13 protein-coding genes are annotated in these 14,727 nt (G+C 73.3%); 6 read left to right on the top strand and 7 right to left on the bottom strand.

Going from position 1 to position 14,727, the window contains the following annotated elements:
* Positions 1 to 182: 182 nt before the first annotated feature.
* The gene (locus HCK00_RS05175) at positions 183 to 983 is read right to left on the bottom strand and encodes a TetR/AcrR family transcriptional regulator (protein ID WP_240965265.1); all 801 of its coding nucleotides are present in this window, start codon (positions 981 to 983) and stop codon (positions 183 to 185) included.
* Between the two features lie 403 nt (positions 984 to 1,386).
* Between HCK00_RS05175 and HCK00_RS05170 the strand changes: the two genes are divergently transcribed.
* Both HCK00_RS05170 and HCK00_RS05165 read left to right on the top strand, forming a co-directional pair.
* Positions 1,387 to 2,535, top strand: a complete 1,149-nt coding sequence (locus HCK00_RS05170; protein WP_311765172.1) for an ATP-binding cassette domain-containing protein — start codon at positions 1,387 to 1,389, stop codon at positions 2,533 to 2,535.
* Positions 2,532 to 3,425, top strand: coding sequence for an ABC transporter permease (locus HCK00_RS05165; RefSeq protein ID WP_168100545.1), 894 nt, complete (start codon positions 2,532 to 2,534; stop codon positions 3,423 to 3,425). Before HCK00_RS05170 ends, HCK00_RS05165 begins: the two co-directional genes overlap by 4 nt.
* Before the next feature lie 257 nt (positions 3,426 to 3,682).
* On the opposite strand, the gene serC is transcribed toward HCK00_RS05165, so the two are convergent.
* Complete coding sequence (gene serC, locus HCK00_RS05160; protein WP_168100544.1) at positions 3,683 to 4,801, bottom strand: phosphoserine transaminase; 1,119 nt, start codon at positions 4,799 to 4,801, stop codon at positions 3,683 to 3,685.
* Between the two features lie 778 nt (positions 4,802 to 5,579).
* On the opposite strand from serC, the gene HCK00_RS05155 reads away from it, so the two are divergent.
* Positions 5,580 to 8,624: an FAD-binding and (Fe-S)-binding domain-containing protein gene (locus HCK00_RS05155; RefSeq protein ID WP_168100705.1), complete on the top strand. Its 3,045-nt coding sequence runs from the start codon at positions 5,580 to 5,582 to the stop codon at positions 8,622 to 8,624.
* Between the two features lie 74 nt (positions 8,625 to 8,698).
* On the opposite strand, the gene HCK00_RS05150 is transcribed toward HCK00_RS05155, so the two are convergent.
* Complete coding sequence (locus tag HCK00_RS05150; protein WP_168100543.1) at positions 8,699 to 9,010, bottom strand: DUF397 domain-containing protein; 312 nt, start codon at positions 9,008 to 9,010, stop codon at positions 8,699 to 8,701.
* Positions 9,007 to 9,795 carry a helix-turn-helix domain-containing protein gene (locus HCK00_RS05145; protein WP_168100704.1) on the bottom strand — a complete coding sequence of 263 codons (789 nt, stop codon included), beginning with the start codon at positions 9,793 to 9,795 and terminating at the stop codon, positions 9,007 to 9,009. Before HCK00_RS05145 ends, HCK00_RS05150 begins: the two co-directional genes overlap by 4 nt.
* Before the next feature lie 122 nt (positions 9,796 to 9,917).
* Here HCK00_RS05145 and HCK00_RS05140 point away from each other — a divergent pair, with 122 nt between their 5' ends.
* The gene (locus HCK00_RS05140; RefSeq protein ID WP_168100542.1) at positions 9,918 to 10,676 is read left to right on the top strand and encodes an ATP-binding protein; all 759 of its coding nucleotides are present in this window, start codon (positions 9,918 to 9,920) and stop codon (positions 10,674 to 10,676) included.
* A gap of 135 nt (positions 10,677 to 10,811) precedes the next feature.
* Here the strand turns inward: HCK00_RS05140 and HCK00_RS05135 are convergent, their stop codons facing one another.
* The 3 genes from HCK00_RS05135 to HCK00_RS05125 all read right to left on the bottom strand — a co-directional run bounded on the left by HCK00_RS05135 (position 10,812) and on the right by HCK00_RS05125 (position 12,752).
* Entirely contained in the window at positions 10,812 to 11,348 is a 537-nt protein-coding gene (locus tag HCK00_RS05135; protein WP_168100541.1) for a putative immunity protein, read from the bottom strand.
* A 158-nt stretch (positions 11,349 to 11,506) separates the two neighbouring features.
* Complete coding sequence (locus tag HCK00_RS05130; protein ID WP_168100540.1) at positions 11,507 to 12,037, bottom strand: GNAT family N-acetyltransferase; 531 nt, start codon at positions 12,035 to 12,037, stop codon at positions 11,507 to 11,509.
* A gap of 244 nt (positions 12,038 to 12,281) precedes the next feature.
* A complete protein-coding gene (locus HCK00_RS05125; RefSeq protein WP_168100539.1) occupies positions 12,282 to 12,752 on the bottom strand; it encodes a MarR family winged helix-turn-helix transcriptional regulator in 471 nt (156 codons plus the stop codon).
* A gap of 75 nt (positions 12,753 to 12,827) precedes the next feature.
* On the opposite strand from HCK00_RS05125, the gene HCK00_RS05120 reads away from it, so the two are divergent.
* The gene (locus HCK00_RS05120) at positions 12,828 to 13,697 is read left to right on the top strand and encodes an alpha/beta fold hydrolase (RefSeq protein ID WP_168100538.1); all 870 of its coding nucleotides are present in this window, start codon (positions 12,828 to 12,830) and stop codon (positions 13,695 to 13,697) included.
* A gap of 43 nt (positions 13,698 to 13,740) precedes the next feature.
* On the top strand, positions 13,741 to 14,646 hold the full coding sequence (locus HCK00_RS05115; RefSeq protein ID WP_168100537.1) for an NAD-dependent epimerase/dehydratase family protein: 906 nt from the start codon (positions 13,741 to 13,743) through the stop codon (positions 14,644 to 14,646).
* Positions 14,647 to 14,727: the final 81 nt, after the last annotated feature.

Below are 14,727 nucleotides of genomic sequence, written 5' to 3'. Positions count from 1 at the left end.
GCGACGGGAGCCCGGTGGGCCGGCCTCGAAGGGGAGCCGGCCCGGCGCGGGCCGGGCGTGACGGCCACGGAGGCCGCGTCGGCTTTCCGGGAGTGACCGCCGGGAAGGGACCGGGGGAGCTGGACGGCACCCGTCACCGCCCCGACGGGATCCGGGGCGGACGCGCCGCCCGGAGCGTCCGGTCAGCCGGCCCGGTCGTCCGCCCCGGCTCTCCCGGTCCCTTCTCGCTCCCGCTCCCGGCGGGTGATGAACGCCTCCATGCCGTCGAGGAGCTGACCGAGTCCCAGGTCGAAGATCTCCTGCCAGCCCGACGAGAAGGCGTCCTCCGTCAGGGCGGCGAGGGCCGGGTAGGCGCCGCTGGACATGACCCGTTCCAGGATGGGTGCCTGGGCCTTCCAGAAGTCCTCGTCGCTGATCCCGGTGCGCTGTTCGGCCTGTTCGCTGGTGACCCGGCTGCGCGCCGTCCCGGTGACGAAACCGTCCAGGATGACGACGAGGTTCATCCGCTCCCGGTCGCTCAGTGGAAGGGACGCGAGCCCGGCGAGGGCGTAGTCCAGGCCGCTCAGCGCCCCGGGGCCGAGGATCGGGCGGGCCTGGTCGACATGGACCAGCCACGGGTGGCGGCCGTAGAGGTCCCAGACGCCACGGGCGACCTGCTCCAGGAGCGCGCGCCAGCCGAGCGTTACCGGGTCCGCCGCCGTCTCCCGGTCGAAGCCGTTGACCTTGTCGAGCATGAGGTCGAGCAGTTCGGCCTTGCCCGGGACGTAACGGTAGAGGGACATGGCGCCGACGCCCAGCTCGGCGGCGATCCGGCGCATCGAGACGGCGCCCAGCCCGTCGGCGTCCGCGATGTCCACGGCCGTGGTGACGATCCGGTCCAGGGAGAGGGCGGGCCTGGGGCCGCGGGTGCGGCGCTCGCCGACCCCCCAGAGCAGCTCCATGCTGCGGTTGGGGTCTCCGCTGCCGCTGTGTTCGGTCGTCATCTCGCGGTCCATCGTATCGGCCGCCTTCCCCGGGACGCCGACCGCCATCAGCCCCTTTGCGTGCGCTGTACGCGGCTGCGCGTACGGTGTACTCTCCTCGCGTACGCCGTACTCGATTCCCTGTGGTTCCGGCCGCATCGCGCACGGCCGCCCAGCCGTGCACCCTTCGAGCCGCGGCGCTCCCGGGGCGGCGCGGCCGGGGGTGCCGTCGCCCCGGCCGGCGCGTCTCCGGGAGCCGCCCGTCACCGCGAACGACCGCCACCGCGAACGACCGCCACCGCGAACCACCCGTCACCGCGAACCACCCGTCACGTCACCGGAAGAGATGTGGAGTCCAGCTGTGCCCGAACCCCGGTCCACCGGCCCGAGCGGGGGGTCCGCCCCCGTGGAGCGGCCGCCCTCGATCCCGCCTCCGGCCCCGGCCCCGACGCCTCCCGCGGCCGCGGCTGCTGCCGCGCCTCCGGCCGTCCTCACCGACGGGCTGCGCAAGCACTACGGTGAGAAGCGCGCCCTCGACGGGTTCGACCTGGTGGTGAGCCGCGGTGCCGTCCACGGGCTGCTCGGCCCGAACGGAGCCGGCAAGACCACCGTCGTCCGCATCCTCGCCACCCTGCTCCGGCTCGACGGCGGGCGGGCCGAGGTCGCCGGGGTGGACGTGGCCCGCGACCCGCGGGCGGTGCGCCGCCGTATCGGCCTCACCGGCCAGTACGCGGCGGTGGACGAGATCGTCACCGCCCGGCAGAACCTCGTGCTGTTCGGCCGTCTCTTCCACCTCGACCGGAAGCGGGCCGGGCGCCGCGCCGCCGAGCTGCTCGAACAGTTCGGGCTGGCGGACGCCGCCGACCGGGCCGTCAAGGAGTTCAGCGGGGGCATGCGCCGCCGGCTCGACCTGGCCACCAGCATGATCCTCGCCCCTGAGGTGCTCTTCCTCGACGAGCCCACCACCGGGCTCGACCCGCGCGGGCGCAGCGAGGTCTGGGAGTCGGTGCGCTCCCTGGTCGCGGGCGGCACCACCGTGCTGCTCACCACCCAGTACCTGGACGAGGCGGACAAGCTCGCCGACCGCGTCTCCGTCATCGACCGTGGCCGTGCCGTCGCCGATGACAGCCCCGCCGCCCTGAAGCGGCAGATCGGCGGGGACCGGATCGAGGTCGTCGTCCGCGAGCCCGCCGACCTCGCCGCGGCCTCCCGGATCATCGCCCGCGTCAGCTCCGGGGAGCCGGACGGCGATCCGGAGACGCGGCGGATCGCGGCCCCGGTCACGGACCGGGTGGGCGCCCTCACCCACGTCGTACGGACGCTCCAGGACGAGCGGATCACCGTCGAGGACATCGGCCTCCGCAGCCCGACGCTGGACGAGGTGTTCCTCCACCTCACCGGTCACCGCGCGGAGGGGAGCGGACCGGCGGCCGGGGAGGCCCGGGCGGACGCCACCGGCGGTGGCGACGGCCGCGACAGCGGTGATCACACCGACGGCGGCGCCGGCCGGCGCGCCCCCGGTGGAAGCAGCCGCGCGCACGGCGCGACCGGCCGGAAGGAGACCGTGGCATGAACACCCCTGGCGCCCCCGTCGGCCCCACCGCCACCCTCGCGGACACGGGCTCCCCGCCCGCGCCCCCCGCCCCCGCGTTGCTCCCGCCCTCCGGCCTTCCCGAACGCCGCGTGTACTGGGCCGTGGCCGACTGCCTGGTCATCGTCCGCAACGAGCTGACCCATCTGGTGCGGCAGCCCGCCAACATCGCCTGGCAGCTCGGTTTCCCGATCGTCTCCGTGCTGCTCTTCGTGTACGTCTTCGGCAGCGCCATGGAGGTCGGGGCGGGCGATTACCGGGACTACGCCCTGCCCGGCATGTTCGCCATGACCATGGCCTTCGGTTTCATGAACACGGCGATGATGGTCGCCGTGGGCCGGGACAAGGGCGTCATGGACCGCTTCCGCTCCATGCCCATGGCCCCTTCCGCGGTGGTGAGCGGGCGCGGGGTGGCGGACGTCGTGGGAGCCTGCGCCGACCTGCTGGTGATGGCGCTGATCGCGCTCGCCGTCGGCTGGCGCTCCGACGGCTCCCTCGTGGCCACCCTGTCGGCGTTCGGGCTGCTGATCCTGTTGCGCTTCGCGCTCATCTGGATCGGGATCTACCTGGGTCTGCTGGTGCCCAACCAGGAGGCGGCGGGGAATCTCTTCGCCGTCGCCTTCCCTGTCGGCATGGTCTCCAGCGTCTTCACCCCGCCGTCGATGATGCCGGACTGGCTGGGCGCGGTGGCCATGTGGAACCCCGTCTCGTCCACGGCCAACGCCATCCGGGAACTCTTCGGCAACCCCGTCCCCACCGGCGGGAGCTGGATCGAACAGCACGCCCTGCTGATGGCCGTGGTCTGGCCCGCGCTCCTCACGGCCGTCTTCCTGCCACTGGCCGTCCGCCGCTACCAGCGGCTGAGCCGGTGACCGGGCACCCTCCGGCCGCGCGCTGAGCGGAGACGGCCCGGACGGGAACCGGCCGACGGGGCGAACCGGGTGGACCGCGTGGGCCGCGTGGGCCGCGTGGGCCGCGTGGCCGCGTCCCCGGCCGGGCGCCATCCCGGTGGCATCCCGCCGGGAACACCCCCCGGCAACGCCTCCGGGCCCCCACCGGCGAACGGTGGAGGCCCGGAGAACGGGAGGGCGCAGGCGCCGGACGGGCCGGGCCGTACCCGGCGCAGCTGTCAGAGCTGCTCGATGACGTGGTCCACGCAGCGCGTCAGCGCCTCGACGTCCGCCGGCTCGACCGCCGGGAACATCGCGACCCGGAGCTGGTTCCGCCCCAGCTTGCGGTACGGCTCGGTGTCCACGATCCCGTTGGCGCGCAGCGCCTTGGCGACCGCCGCCGCGTCGATCGAGTCGTCGAAGTCGATCGTGCCGACCACCTGCGAGCGCTTGCCCGGGTCGGAGACGAACGGCGTCGCGTACTCCGCCTTCTCCGCCCAGCCGTACAGCCGGGAGGAGGAGTCCGCCGTGCGGTTCACGGCCCACTCCAGACCGCCCTGGCCGTTGATCCAGTCGAGCTGGTCGGCGAGGAGGAAGAGGGTGGTGAGCGCCGGGGTGTTGTACGTCTGGTTCTTGCGCGAGTTGTCGATCGCCGTCGGCAGCGAGAAGAACTCCGGGACGTGCCGGCCGGAGGCGTGCACCCGGGCGGCACGCTCCAGCGCGGCGGGGGAGAAGACGCCGATCCACAGGCCGCCGTCCGCCGCGAAGGACTTCTGCGGGGCGAAGTAGTAGACGTCCGTCTCGGTGATCGTCACGGGCAGGCCGCCCGCGCCGGACGTGGCGTCGACCAGTACCAGCGCGCCCTGGTCGGCGCCCTGGACCCGGGCGAGGGGCGCGGCGACGCCGGTGGACGTCTCGTTGTGCGTCAACCCGTAGACGTCCACGCCCGCCTCGGCCCGCGGCTCCGGGTGGGAGCCGGGGTCGGACGTGATCACCGTGGGCTCCTCCAGCCACGGAGCGAGCTTCGCGGCCTTGGCGAACTTCGAGGAGAACTCGCCGAAGGAGAGGTGCTGGGACCTGGTCTCGATGAGGCCGTGGGTCGCGATGTCCCAGAAGGCCGTGGTGCCGCCGTTGCCGAGGACGACCTCGTACCCCTCGGGCAGCGAGAACAGCTCGGCGATGCCCTCGCGCACCCGGCCGACCAGGTTCCTCACCGGGGCCTGGCGGTGCGAGGTGCCGAGCAGGGAGCTGCCGGTGGCGGCCAGCGCGCTGAGCGCCTCGGTCCGCACCTTGGAGGGACCCGAGCCGAAGCGACCGTCGGCGGGCTTGATGTCAGCGGGGATCTGGATATCAGCCACGGCAGCAGCCTAGCCCTCCCGGTGCCGGTGATCGGGGACTCGTCCAGCGGGTGAGACGGGAATCTCGGTCGGTGGCTGGCTCCCTCCGCGGACGCCGGCCGGGCCCGGTGGTGCCGGGGCCCCCGGCGACGATCTCGCCGGGGGCCGGCGGGCTCGGGTGCTGACGGGGCTCGGGTGCTGACGGGGTGGGGCGGCGGGGTGGCGGCGTGGAGCCCTCGGTGGCCTGGTGACGCGGCGGCCCGGCGGCGGCCCGGTGGCGGCTCGGTGGCTGTCCGGCGGCCGGGCGGGATCGGCCGCCCCGACTTCGGGGCCCGCAGCGTCCTCGACCGCTTCCAGCCGCCCGGTTCGCAGGTCCGCGGGCCCCCCGACGACCCGGCCGGTGATGTTCCGTCGGCGCCCCTGGAGCATGCAGTCTGGACCCATGGCTGATCACGAAGGTGCGGGTCCGGGCGGCGAGGGTCACCCCAGCGCGGGTCAGAGCAGTGCGGGTGACGGCAGTACAGGTCCCGGGGGTGCGGATCGCGGCACCCCGGGTCGCGGCACCCCGGATCGCGGTAGCGCGGATCGCCGCAGCCCTGATCACGGCGGTGCGGGCCCGGCCCCCTCCCGGTCCGTCGGCCCGGCGACGGGCGCCCGGTCCCCGGCCCGGCAGGCCGGTCCGTCCGGTCCGTCCGGTCCGTCAGGCCCGTCCGGTCCGGACCTCGCCCCCGCCCTCGCCCGTGAGCTGCGCCGCGCGGTCCGGGGCGAGGTGGAGTTCACCGCCGGTGACCGCGCGCTGATGACCATGGACGCCTCCAACTACCGCCGCGTGCCCCTCGGCACCGTCGCGCCGCGGGACGCCGAGGACGTGGCCGCCGCGCTCGCCGTCTGCCGGGAGCTCGGGGTGCCCGTCGTCCCCCGTGGCGCCGGTACCTCCATCGCCGGGCAGGCCACCGGCACCGGGGTCGTCCTCGACTTCACCCGCCACATGAACCGCGTCCTCGCCGTCGACCCGGAGACGCGTACCGCCGTCGTCCAGCCCGGCACCGTCTGCGACAGCCTCCGCTCGGCCGCCGCCCCGCACGGGCTGACCTTCGGCCCCGACCCGTCCACCCACAGCCGCTGCACCATCGGCGGCATGATCGGCAACAACGCCTGCGGCGCGCACTCCGTCGCCTGGGGCACCACCGCCGACAACGTCCGCGCGCTGAACGTCCTGACGTACGGGGGCGAGGCGGCGAGGCTGGTGCGGCCGGACGGGGCCGGACCCGGGACCGGAACCGGGACCACCACCGGCGGTCAGGGCGGGACCGGCGGCTCCGTCCTCCCCCCGTCCCTCCGCACCGGCGCCGACGCCCTCGTCGCCCGCCACCTGACCGCCCTGCGCACCGGATACCCCACGGGCCTGCCCCGCCGTATCTCCGGTTACGCCCTCGACGCGCTGCTCCCGGAGAACGGCCCCGACTGGACGCGTGCCTTCACCGGCAGCGAGGGCACCCTCGGCGTGCTGACGGAGGCGACCGTCCGCCTCGTCGCGTCACCACCCGCCCGCGCCCTCGCCGTCCTCGGCTACCCCGGCGAGAGCGAGGCCGCCGAGGCCGCGCACACCCTGCTGCCGCACGGCCCGCTGACCGTCGAGGGCATGGCCTCCGACCTGGTGCCCGACCGGGCCGCCGCCGCCCTGCCCCCGGGCGGCGCCTGGCTCTTCGTGGAGACGGGCGGCGCCACCCCCGAGGAGGCCCGCGCGCACGCCGACCGCCTGTGCCGCGCCGCCGCCGACGCCACCACCGGCAGCCTCGTCGTCACCGACCCCGCCGGCCGGCGCGCCCTGTGGCACATCCGCGAGGACGCCTCCGGCACCGCCACCCGCATGCCCGACGGCAGCGAGGCCTGGCCCGGCTGGGAGGACTGCGCCGTCCCGCCCGCCCGCCTCGGCGCCTACCTGAGCGACTTCCGCGCACTGCTCGCCGAACACGGCCTGCGCGGCCTCCCCTACGGGCACTTCGGGGACGGCTGCATCCACGTCCGCATCGACTTCGACCTGCTGACCGGCCCCGGCATCGCCCGCTTCCGCCGCTTCTCCACGGAACTGGCCGAACTGGTGGTCGCGCACGGCGGCTCCCTCTCCGGCGAACACGGCGACGGCCAGGCGCGCGCCGAACTGCTGCCCCGCATGTACGGACCCGAGCTGACCGGCGCCTTCGCCGCGTTCAAGGACCTCTGGGACCCGGCGGGCGGCCTCAACCCCGGAATGCTCGTCCGCCCGCACCGCATGGACGAGAACCTGCGCTTCGCCGTCCTCCCCCGGGAGCCCGTGGACGTCGCCTTCGGCTACCCGCACGACGGCGGTGACTTCTCCGCCGCCGTCCGGCGCTGCGTGGGCGTCGCCAAGTGCCGGGTCGCGGGGCCGAACCAGGGCGCGTCCGTCATGTGCCCGTCCTTCCGCGCCACGGGCGACGAGCGCCACTCGACCCGGGGCCGGGCCCGGCTGCTGCACGAGATGCTGGCGGGCGGGGTGGACGGGATGGACACGGGGGACGGGGCCGGTGGGACGGACGGGAGGGCGGACAGCGGCGCCGGGGGAGCCGGGGGAGCCGGGGGAGGGCCCGGTGGCACGGGCGGTGCCGATGCGGCGCCCGGCGGGCTGATCACCGGCGGCTGGCGCTCCGAGGAGGTCCGCGAGGCGCTCGACCTCTGCCTCTCCTGCAAGGGCTGCCGCAGCGACTGCCCCGTCAACGTCGACATGGCCACGTACAAGGCCGAGTTCCTGCACCACCACTACGCCGGCCGCCGCCGCCCCGCCGCCCACTACGCCATGGGCCGCCTCCCGCGGTGGCTGCGCGCGACGGAACCGGTGGCCCCGCTGCTGGCACCGGTCGCCAACCGCCTGGCGGGCGTCGGCGCGCTGACCTCCGTCGTCAAACGGCTGGGTGGCATCACCCCGGAGCGGGACATCCCGCCCCTGGCCCCCGAGACGTTCCGCCGCTGGTGGCGCAAGCGCGAACGGGACGGGAAGCGGGACGGCAAGCGGGACGGCAAGCGGGACGGGAGGCGAAACACAGGCGAACGTACCGGTGACCGCCCCGGGTCCCGCCCCACCGTCCTCCTCTGGCCGGACACCTTCACCAACCACCTCTCCCCGTCCGTGGGCCGCGCCGCCGTGACGGTCCTGGAGGACGCCGGGCTCCGCGTCGTCGTCCCCCCGAAACCCGTCTGCTGCGGCCTGACCTGGGTCTCCACCGGACAGCTCGACGGCGCCCGCACGGTCATGCGGCGCACCCTGGACGTCATGGCCCCGGCCCTGGACGCCGGTCTGCCGGTGGTCGGCCTGGAACCGAGCTGCGCCGCCGCCCTCCGCACCGACCTGCCCGAACTCCTCCCCGACGACCCCCGCGCGGCCCAACTGGCCGCCGCCGTCATCACGTTCGCCGAGGCCCTCGACCGGCACGCCCCGGACTGGCAGCCGCCGCGCCTCGACCGGCCGGTCACCGGCCAGACCCACTGCCACCAGCACGCCGTCCTCGGTGACACCGCCGAACGCGCCCTGCGCGAACGGGCGGGCCTGACCGGTGACCTCGCCGGCGGCTGCTGCGGCCTCGCCGGCAACTTCGGCTTCGAACGCGGGCACTACGAGGTCTCCGTCGCCTGCGCCGAGGACCAGCTCCTGCCCGCCGTACGGGACGCCGAGCCCGGCGCCGTCCTCCTCGCCGACGGCTTCTCCTGCCGCACCCAGCTCGACCAGCTTGCCGGCCGCAGGGCCCGCCACCTGGCGGAAGTGCTGGCGGAGTCACTGGCGGAGGGCCGGAGCGAAGCGCTTGACGCGGGCGAAAGGGAGGGGAGTTGATCCCTACGCCACGGTGACGGGACCCGGCCGGAGTTCACTCGAAATCCGGCCGGTTCCCGCGCCAGGCTCCGACCTCACCCCACCGGCTGCCGCCCCGCATACCCGAGGAAGGCCACCCACGACCGGGGCGCCAGGACGAGCTGCGGCCCGGCCGGATCCTTCGAATCCCGCACGTGCACGGCGTGCGCGCAGTCGGCGACTTCGACGCAGTTGCCGCCTTGAGAGTCGCTGTGGGTGGATTTAATCCACGGGGGGGCAACTTCTACGCAGGCGCCACCACCGGAGTCGCTGTACGTGGACTTACGCCATGGCAGAGCGACTTCCACGCAGTCCCCCCCTTCCCCGTCGCTGTAGCTGGACTTGAACCACGTCAGTAGCGAGCTCATAGCTCCTCCGCGATCTTGTCGATGAACCGGGCCGATTCTTCGGTGCCGAGGGCATGCATACGGATCATTCCATGGCGCTGAGTGAGCCTACTGAGCTTGAGCGGATCGGTGTACAGAACTCCCGTCTCCTGGCCCTCCACATAGGCGTACTGCTCGTGTTCGGCTGTCTCCAGGAGAACGTACGGACCTGCGAGCCCTGCGGTTGTTCCTGAGTCCAGCCGGAGCACCTGCACGGAAACATTACGAAGCCTGCCGATGGTCACGAGGTGACGAAGCTGAGGTCCCATGACCTCGGGACCTCCCGCCAAACTTCGCAGCGCCGCCTCGTGGATCACGAAGTTGAAGAGAGCCGGAGGCTTGCTTGTCAGTTTCCCCTGGCGTTGGAGGCGGGAGGCAACTCGCTCATCAACCGTCTCATCGTCCAGCGGAGGGCAATAGTCGCCCATCAGAAACCGCGCGTAAGCCGCCGTCTGCAACAGGCCAGGAATGAACATGGTTGCGTAGCTGTGCAGGGCGACTGCCGTTTCCTCGGCTGCCATGAAGTCATGCGTACGCGGTGGATACTTCTCCGGCTTCAGGTAGTCCTCCGCCGCCAGCAGCAGCCCGTGTGCCCCGCACATCTCGTCCGCGACCTGGAGCAGCCGTAGCGTGGGCTTTCGGCGGCCCTGCTCCATCGACTTGACCGTTTCGTACTCGTAGCACGCCTCCTTGCCCAGCTCCTCGCGGCTGACGCCGGCCCGCGTCCGCCACAGCTTGATCTGGTTGCCGCAGTACCGCCACGCCATCGGCGGCTGGGGATTCTCCGTCACCACTGCGCCCCGCCTTCCTCGGTGCACCTCGGGTACGACTACGCTCCGTACCCGCTTCGCTCCTTCGGAGGCTAGGGGCGCCACGGCAGGCTTCCACCGTGAACAGCGCATTTACCCCACTCATGGGCGACTCCCAACCAACCACCGCGCGCCGGGAGATGACCGGTGGCAAACTCCCCCGGGACATCGAGTGGCGCCTGCCGCACCGCGCGCAGAGCGTGGGCCGCGCGCGGACGCTGCTGCGCGAACAGTCCCGCTCCTGGCGGCTCCCCGACGAGACGGTGGAGACCGCCGTCCTCCTCCTCAGCGAACTGGTCACCAACGCCTACCGCCACGCGCACACACCCCCGGACCGCCATATCAGCATCCGCGTCCTCGCCGACCACGCCGGGAGTGCCGAACCTGCCGAACAGGCCGGCAACACCCAGAACCCCGCGAACGCCGCGAACCCCGCGTGTGCGGTGACCGGTACCTGCCCAGCCGCGTGCCCCGACCCCGACACCGACCCGCGCCCCCGGCTGCGCGTCGAGGTGTCCGACGCGGGCGACGAGATGCCGTCGTTCCGGCAGGCGCCCGAACTCGGCGGGAGGAACCGGGGTCCCGGCGGGGCGAACCGCGAACCCGGGGAGGCCGCCGTGGAACCGGCCGAATCGGGCCGTGGGCTGGTCCTGGTGGACGCCCTGGCCGACTGGTGGGGCGCGTACCGCCGCCCGGGCGGCATCGGCAAGACGGTCTGGTTCGAACTCCGCCTCCTCCCGGGGCCGGAGGCCCTGGGCAGCGCTGAGCAGCCCCAACAACTCGAAGACTCCGAACAGCCCGAGCAGCCACGGCACGGCCGACAGCGCCGTCACGGGTGACACGAGTGTGCCGTGCCCGACCGACCTTGGCGATCATTCCGAACCCGGCGATCACCCCGACCCTGCCCGGTGCCAGGCGCACGGGGTCCGCCCGGCGCTCTCCACGGTTCCCGAGGCCGGGTTCCCGCCGGGAGTTCAGAGGGATCGCAAGGAGGCGTCCAGGGCCACCATGAGCTGCGTGTCCCGTCCCGTACCGGCCGGCGCGGGCGGGTATCGCCGGAGCACGTCCACCAGGACCGGCGTCGCCCGCCGCCGCGCCTCCGCCACCAGCCCGAGCCCGACGTCCGGGTCGCCGCCGGCGGCCAGCTCGCCCACCCGGGCCGCGCACGCGGCGGCCCGCAGGATGTGGCCCACCTGGGTGGCCTGGGCGATCGGGTGGAGGTAGGCGGCGGCCGCGGCATCACCGGCCGCCCGCGCGGCGAGCCGTTCCGCCTCGCCGGCCGCCTCCTTCGCCGCCCGGTGCGCGTCCAGCGCGGTGACGCGCTGGAGCCTGGTCCTGCGCCCACCGTTCACGAACTCCCACGCGGCGTCGACCGCCGCCCGGGGCCGTCGGTCACCGGGGTGGGCCGCTTCGAAGACGGGCAGCACCTGCCCGGCACTCTCCACGGAGAAGCGCGCGACCTCGCGCAACTCGTCCACACTCAGCTCGAAGTCCCCGCCCCCGGTCGCCATGGCCCGATTCTCCTCCGCCCGACCGCCCGACCGCCCGACCGCCCGCCCGACGAACACCTGACCGCCCCGTGGCGTCACAGCGCCCGGCGCATGCGGGCCCGCGGCCACCGGCCCAGGCCGTGGGCCGCCTCGCGGGTGCCTGGCCGGAGCCGTCGGCCTCAGCCGACCCGCCGTGCCAGCACCTGCCCGGGCCAGGACCCGTGCAGGAAACGGTCGACGGGGGTGAAGCCGTTGCGTTCGTAGAACGCGACCAGTTCGCCTCCGCCGCCCGCCCAGCAGTCGACCCGCAGCAGGTCCACGCCGGCCCGCCGGGTCTCCTCGACGGCATGGGCCAGCAGTGCCGCTCCGATGCCCAGACCGGCGTGCCGCCGGTCGGAGACGAGCAGCCGGACGTACCGCTCGGGTTCCCCGGCGGGTGCGATCGCCACCTCCGAGCTGGGCCCGGAGCCCAGGACCAGCGCTCCGGCAGGGGCTCCGCCCAGCTCCGCGATGTAGGGGGCGTGCTCGGTCGTGTACCGCTGGACCCGCGCCACCCCGCCCGGCTTCTGCGAATAGGGTGTCGTGCCCCACTGCTCCGTGTTGCCGCGCTCGTTCATCCAGACGATCGCCGAGTCGAGCATGTCCAGCATGGCCGGTGCGTCGGCCGGGCCGCCCGGCCTGATCCGTATGTCGGGTGAGGTGTCGTCCACGGCGGAAGCCTAGGTGGTCTGTCCACAGAGTTGGTGACGGAGCATTCAGATCGGAGAGCGGCAGAAGATCGTCGTGGAGCTGGGCCGGGGACGAGGCTTGACCCAGGTTCTCAAAAGCCGGGTGGTCAGGCGGATCGCTGAGATAACTGAGCGGCAGCGCGCGCCGCGCCGCGCTGTGGGATGTGAAGTCGCTCGTGGCCGTGGCCGTGGCCGTGGCCGTGGCGGTGGCGGTGGCGAGCAGGGCTCAGGCGCCGCGGTGTTCCGGGGACAGGCTTGCGGCGAGGGTCGCGAGGATCTGGGCGAGGGACGGAACCAGGTCTGGGGGAATGTGGTCGAGGACGCGGCCGCGGGCGCTGGCCAGGTGTGCAGGCTGGGCCGTACGCATGGTGCGTAGTCCGGCTTCGGTGAGGATCGCCTCATTGCCGCGGCCGTCCTGACCGTGACGCTCTTTGCGTGCGAGTCCGTGCTTGGCCAATCCGTCGACGACCCGGGTGATCCGGGAGGGGGTGAGCCCGGCCGCGTCGGCGAGGGCGGACATGCGCATGCGGTGCTCGGGGGCCTCGCTGAGAAGCAGCAGCGCGGCGAACTCGGTCATGGTGACGCCCGTGCGGGACATGTCTTCCTCCAGCGCACGCGGCAGGGCGTGCACCAGGCGGCCCAGGCTCTGCCAGAGGCGGAGTTCATCTGCTGTCAGCGGGGCGGTGTCGGCGTCCATCCGCCGAGTGTATTTGACGAAGCAAGCAACAAGGGAGATGCTTGCTTAAGCAAGCAAAATGAGAGAGGTGGTCGCATGCTGTCCCCCGCTGCCGCGCCAGAGGGTTTCGCCCACTCGTACGCCGATGTCAACGACGTCCGGCTGCACTGCGTGATCGGAGGGAGCGGCCCCGCGATCGTCCTGCTCCACGGATGGCCGTTCAGCTGGATCGAGTGGCGCGCGGTGATGCCGCTGCTGGCCGAGCACGGCTTCACGGTGATCGCGCCTGACCTGCGCGGTTCCGGCGACTCCTCCATACCGGCGGGCCGCTGGGGCAAGCGGGACGAGGCCGAAGACCTGCACCAGCTCCTGCACCACGTCGGCCGCGACCAGGCGTACGTGGTCGGCACGGACGTCGGCGCGATGACCGCCCATGCCTGGGCGCAGGCATATCCCGACGAGGTGTCCCGGCTGGTACTGAGCGAAGCGTTCCTGCCCGGCTTCGGCCTGGAGGAGCACATGAACCCGGCCACTGGAGGGTCGTGGCACTTCGGCTTCCACGCCCAGAGCGAGCTGGCCGCGATGCTCACCGCGGGCAAGGAGGAGGCGTACCTGTCGGGCTTCTGGTCGATGATGAGCCGCGGGGGGATCACGGAAGCCGACCGCACCGACCTGCTGCGCACCTACAGTGCGCCCAACGCGATGCGCGGTGGGTTCGAGCACTACGCCACCCTGGCCGATGACGGCCGCACCGCCCGGAACGCCGGCCCCGTGCAGATGCCGGTCCTGGTCCTCAACGGCGAGTTCGGACTGCCGCAGCAGATCCTCCTGGACGGTGCCCGCCAGGCCGCGCGCGACGTGCGCGAGGACATCGTGCCCGGTGCCGCCCACACCTTCGCCGCCGACAACCCCGCTTGGACAGCCGGGCGACTCGCCCGCTTCTTCACCCCCTCTCCCGCCGCCTGACGCTCAGCCACCGCGGACCACACCGACATCGGAGTACCACCTCATGCAGATCCTCGTCATCGGAGCCACCGGCTACGCCGGCCGCCGCGTCTCCGCCGCCCTGGCCCGCGCCGGGCACACCGTCCTGGGCCTGGCCCGCGATACCACCACCCAGGCCGCCGGTGACCTCGTCCTGAACGAAGTCACCCCCGTACAGGGCGACTTCTCCAACCCCGGCACCTGGCGCAGTCACCTGGACGGCACGGACGCGGTCGTGCACCTCCTGATGGACATGAGCGACCCGATAGGCGCCGACCAGCGCCTGTTCGCCGAACTCGCCGCAGCCCAGGAGCGCGACGGGCGCCGCCGCCACCTGGTGTTCACCACCGGCATCTCTTCCTACGGCCGCACCGGTCTGCCTCTCATGGACGAGAACACACCCGGCAACCCCGACAGTCCCATCGGCTTCCGCTTCGCCCTGGAGAAGGAGCTCGCCGCCAGCGGCCTCGCGCATACCGTGGTCCGTCCCGGCTTCCTGTACGGCGGCCCCGCCACGACCTCCATGACGGGCCAGTGGTTCGCCGCCGCCGAAGCCGGCAAGCCCGTCTTCTACGGCGACACCGCCAAACGCTGGAGCTGGGTCCATGTCGACGACCTCGCCGACGCCTACCTCCGCATCCTCCACAACCCCGCCTCCGTCGACGGCGAGGTCTTCGTGATCGCCGACGACCAGCGCCTGACCGCCCTGGACATGCAGGAGACCGCCGTGCGCGCCGCCGGCTACACCGGCGAGATCACCGTGGAAAGTGCCGAGGCGGGCGGCATGATGCACATGGCCGCCGACCAGGACGAACTCGTCACCAGCGCCAAGGCCCATCGCCTCCTTGGCTGGCGTCCTCGCCATGCCTCCTTCACCGACGACCCCGGCCGGTACTACCGCGCCTGGAAGGCAGCACAGCCCACCGGCTGACCCGGACCCTCGCGAGACGTCTGGTGACCCGCCCATGACCACACGCATTCCACGCGAGTCACCCAGATCTCGTGCAATCCG

This window comes from Streptomyces zingiberis, from assembly GCF_012034935.1.
Classification (GTDB): domain Bacteria; phylum Actinomycetota; class Actinomycetes; order Streptomycetales; family Streptomycetaceae; genus Streptomyces; species Streptomyces zingiberis.
This window is presented reverse-complemented; position numbering and strand designations above follow the sequence as displayed.

Coding starts and splice junctions, on each gene's coding strand:
- HCK00_RS05175 (WP_240965265.1), bottom strand. CDS start 983: ATGACGACCGAACACAGCGGCAGCGGAGACCCCAACCGCAGCATGGAG.
- HCK00_RS05165 (WP_168100545.1), top strand. CDS start 2,532: ATGAACACCCCTGGCGCCCCCGTCGGCCCCACCGCCACCCTCGCGGAC.
- HCK00_RS05155 (WP_168100705.1), top strand. CDS start 5,580: ATGACCATGGACGCCTCCAACTACCGCCGCGTGCCCCTCGGCACCGTC.
- HCK00_RS05150 (WP_168100543.1), bottom strand. CDS start 9,010: ATGAGCTCGCTACTGACGTGGTTCAAGTCCAGCTACAGCGACGGGGAA.
- HCK00_RS05145 (WP_168100704.1), bottom strand. CDS start 9,795: ATGGCGTGGCGGTACTGCGGCAACCAGATCAAGCTGTGGCGGACGCGG.
- HCK00_RS05135 (WP_168100541.1), bottom strand. CDS start 11,348: ATGGCGACCGGGGGCGGGGACTTCGAGCTGAGTGTGGACGAGTTGCGC.
- HCK00_RS05125 (WP_168100539.1), bottom strand. CDS start 12,752: ATGGACGCCGACACCGCCCCGCTGACAGCAGATGAACTCCGCCTCTGG.
- HCK00_RS05120 (WP_168100538.1), top strand. CDS start 12,828: ATGCTGTCCCCCGCTGCCGCGCCAGAGGGTTTCGCCCACTCGTACGCC.
- HCK00_RS05115 (WP_168100537.1), top strand. CDS start 13,741: ATGCAGATCCTCGTCATCGGAGCCACCGGCTACGCCGGCCGCCGCGTC.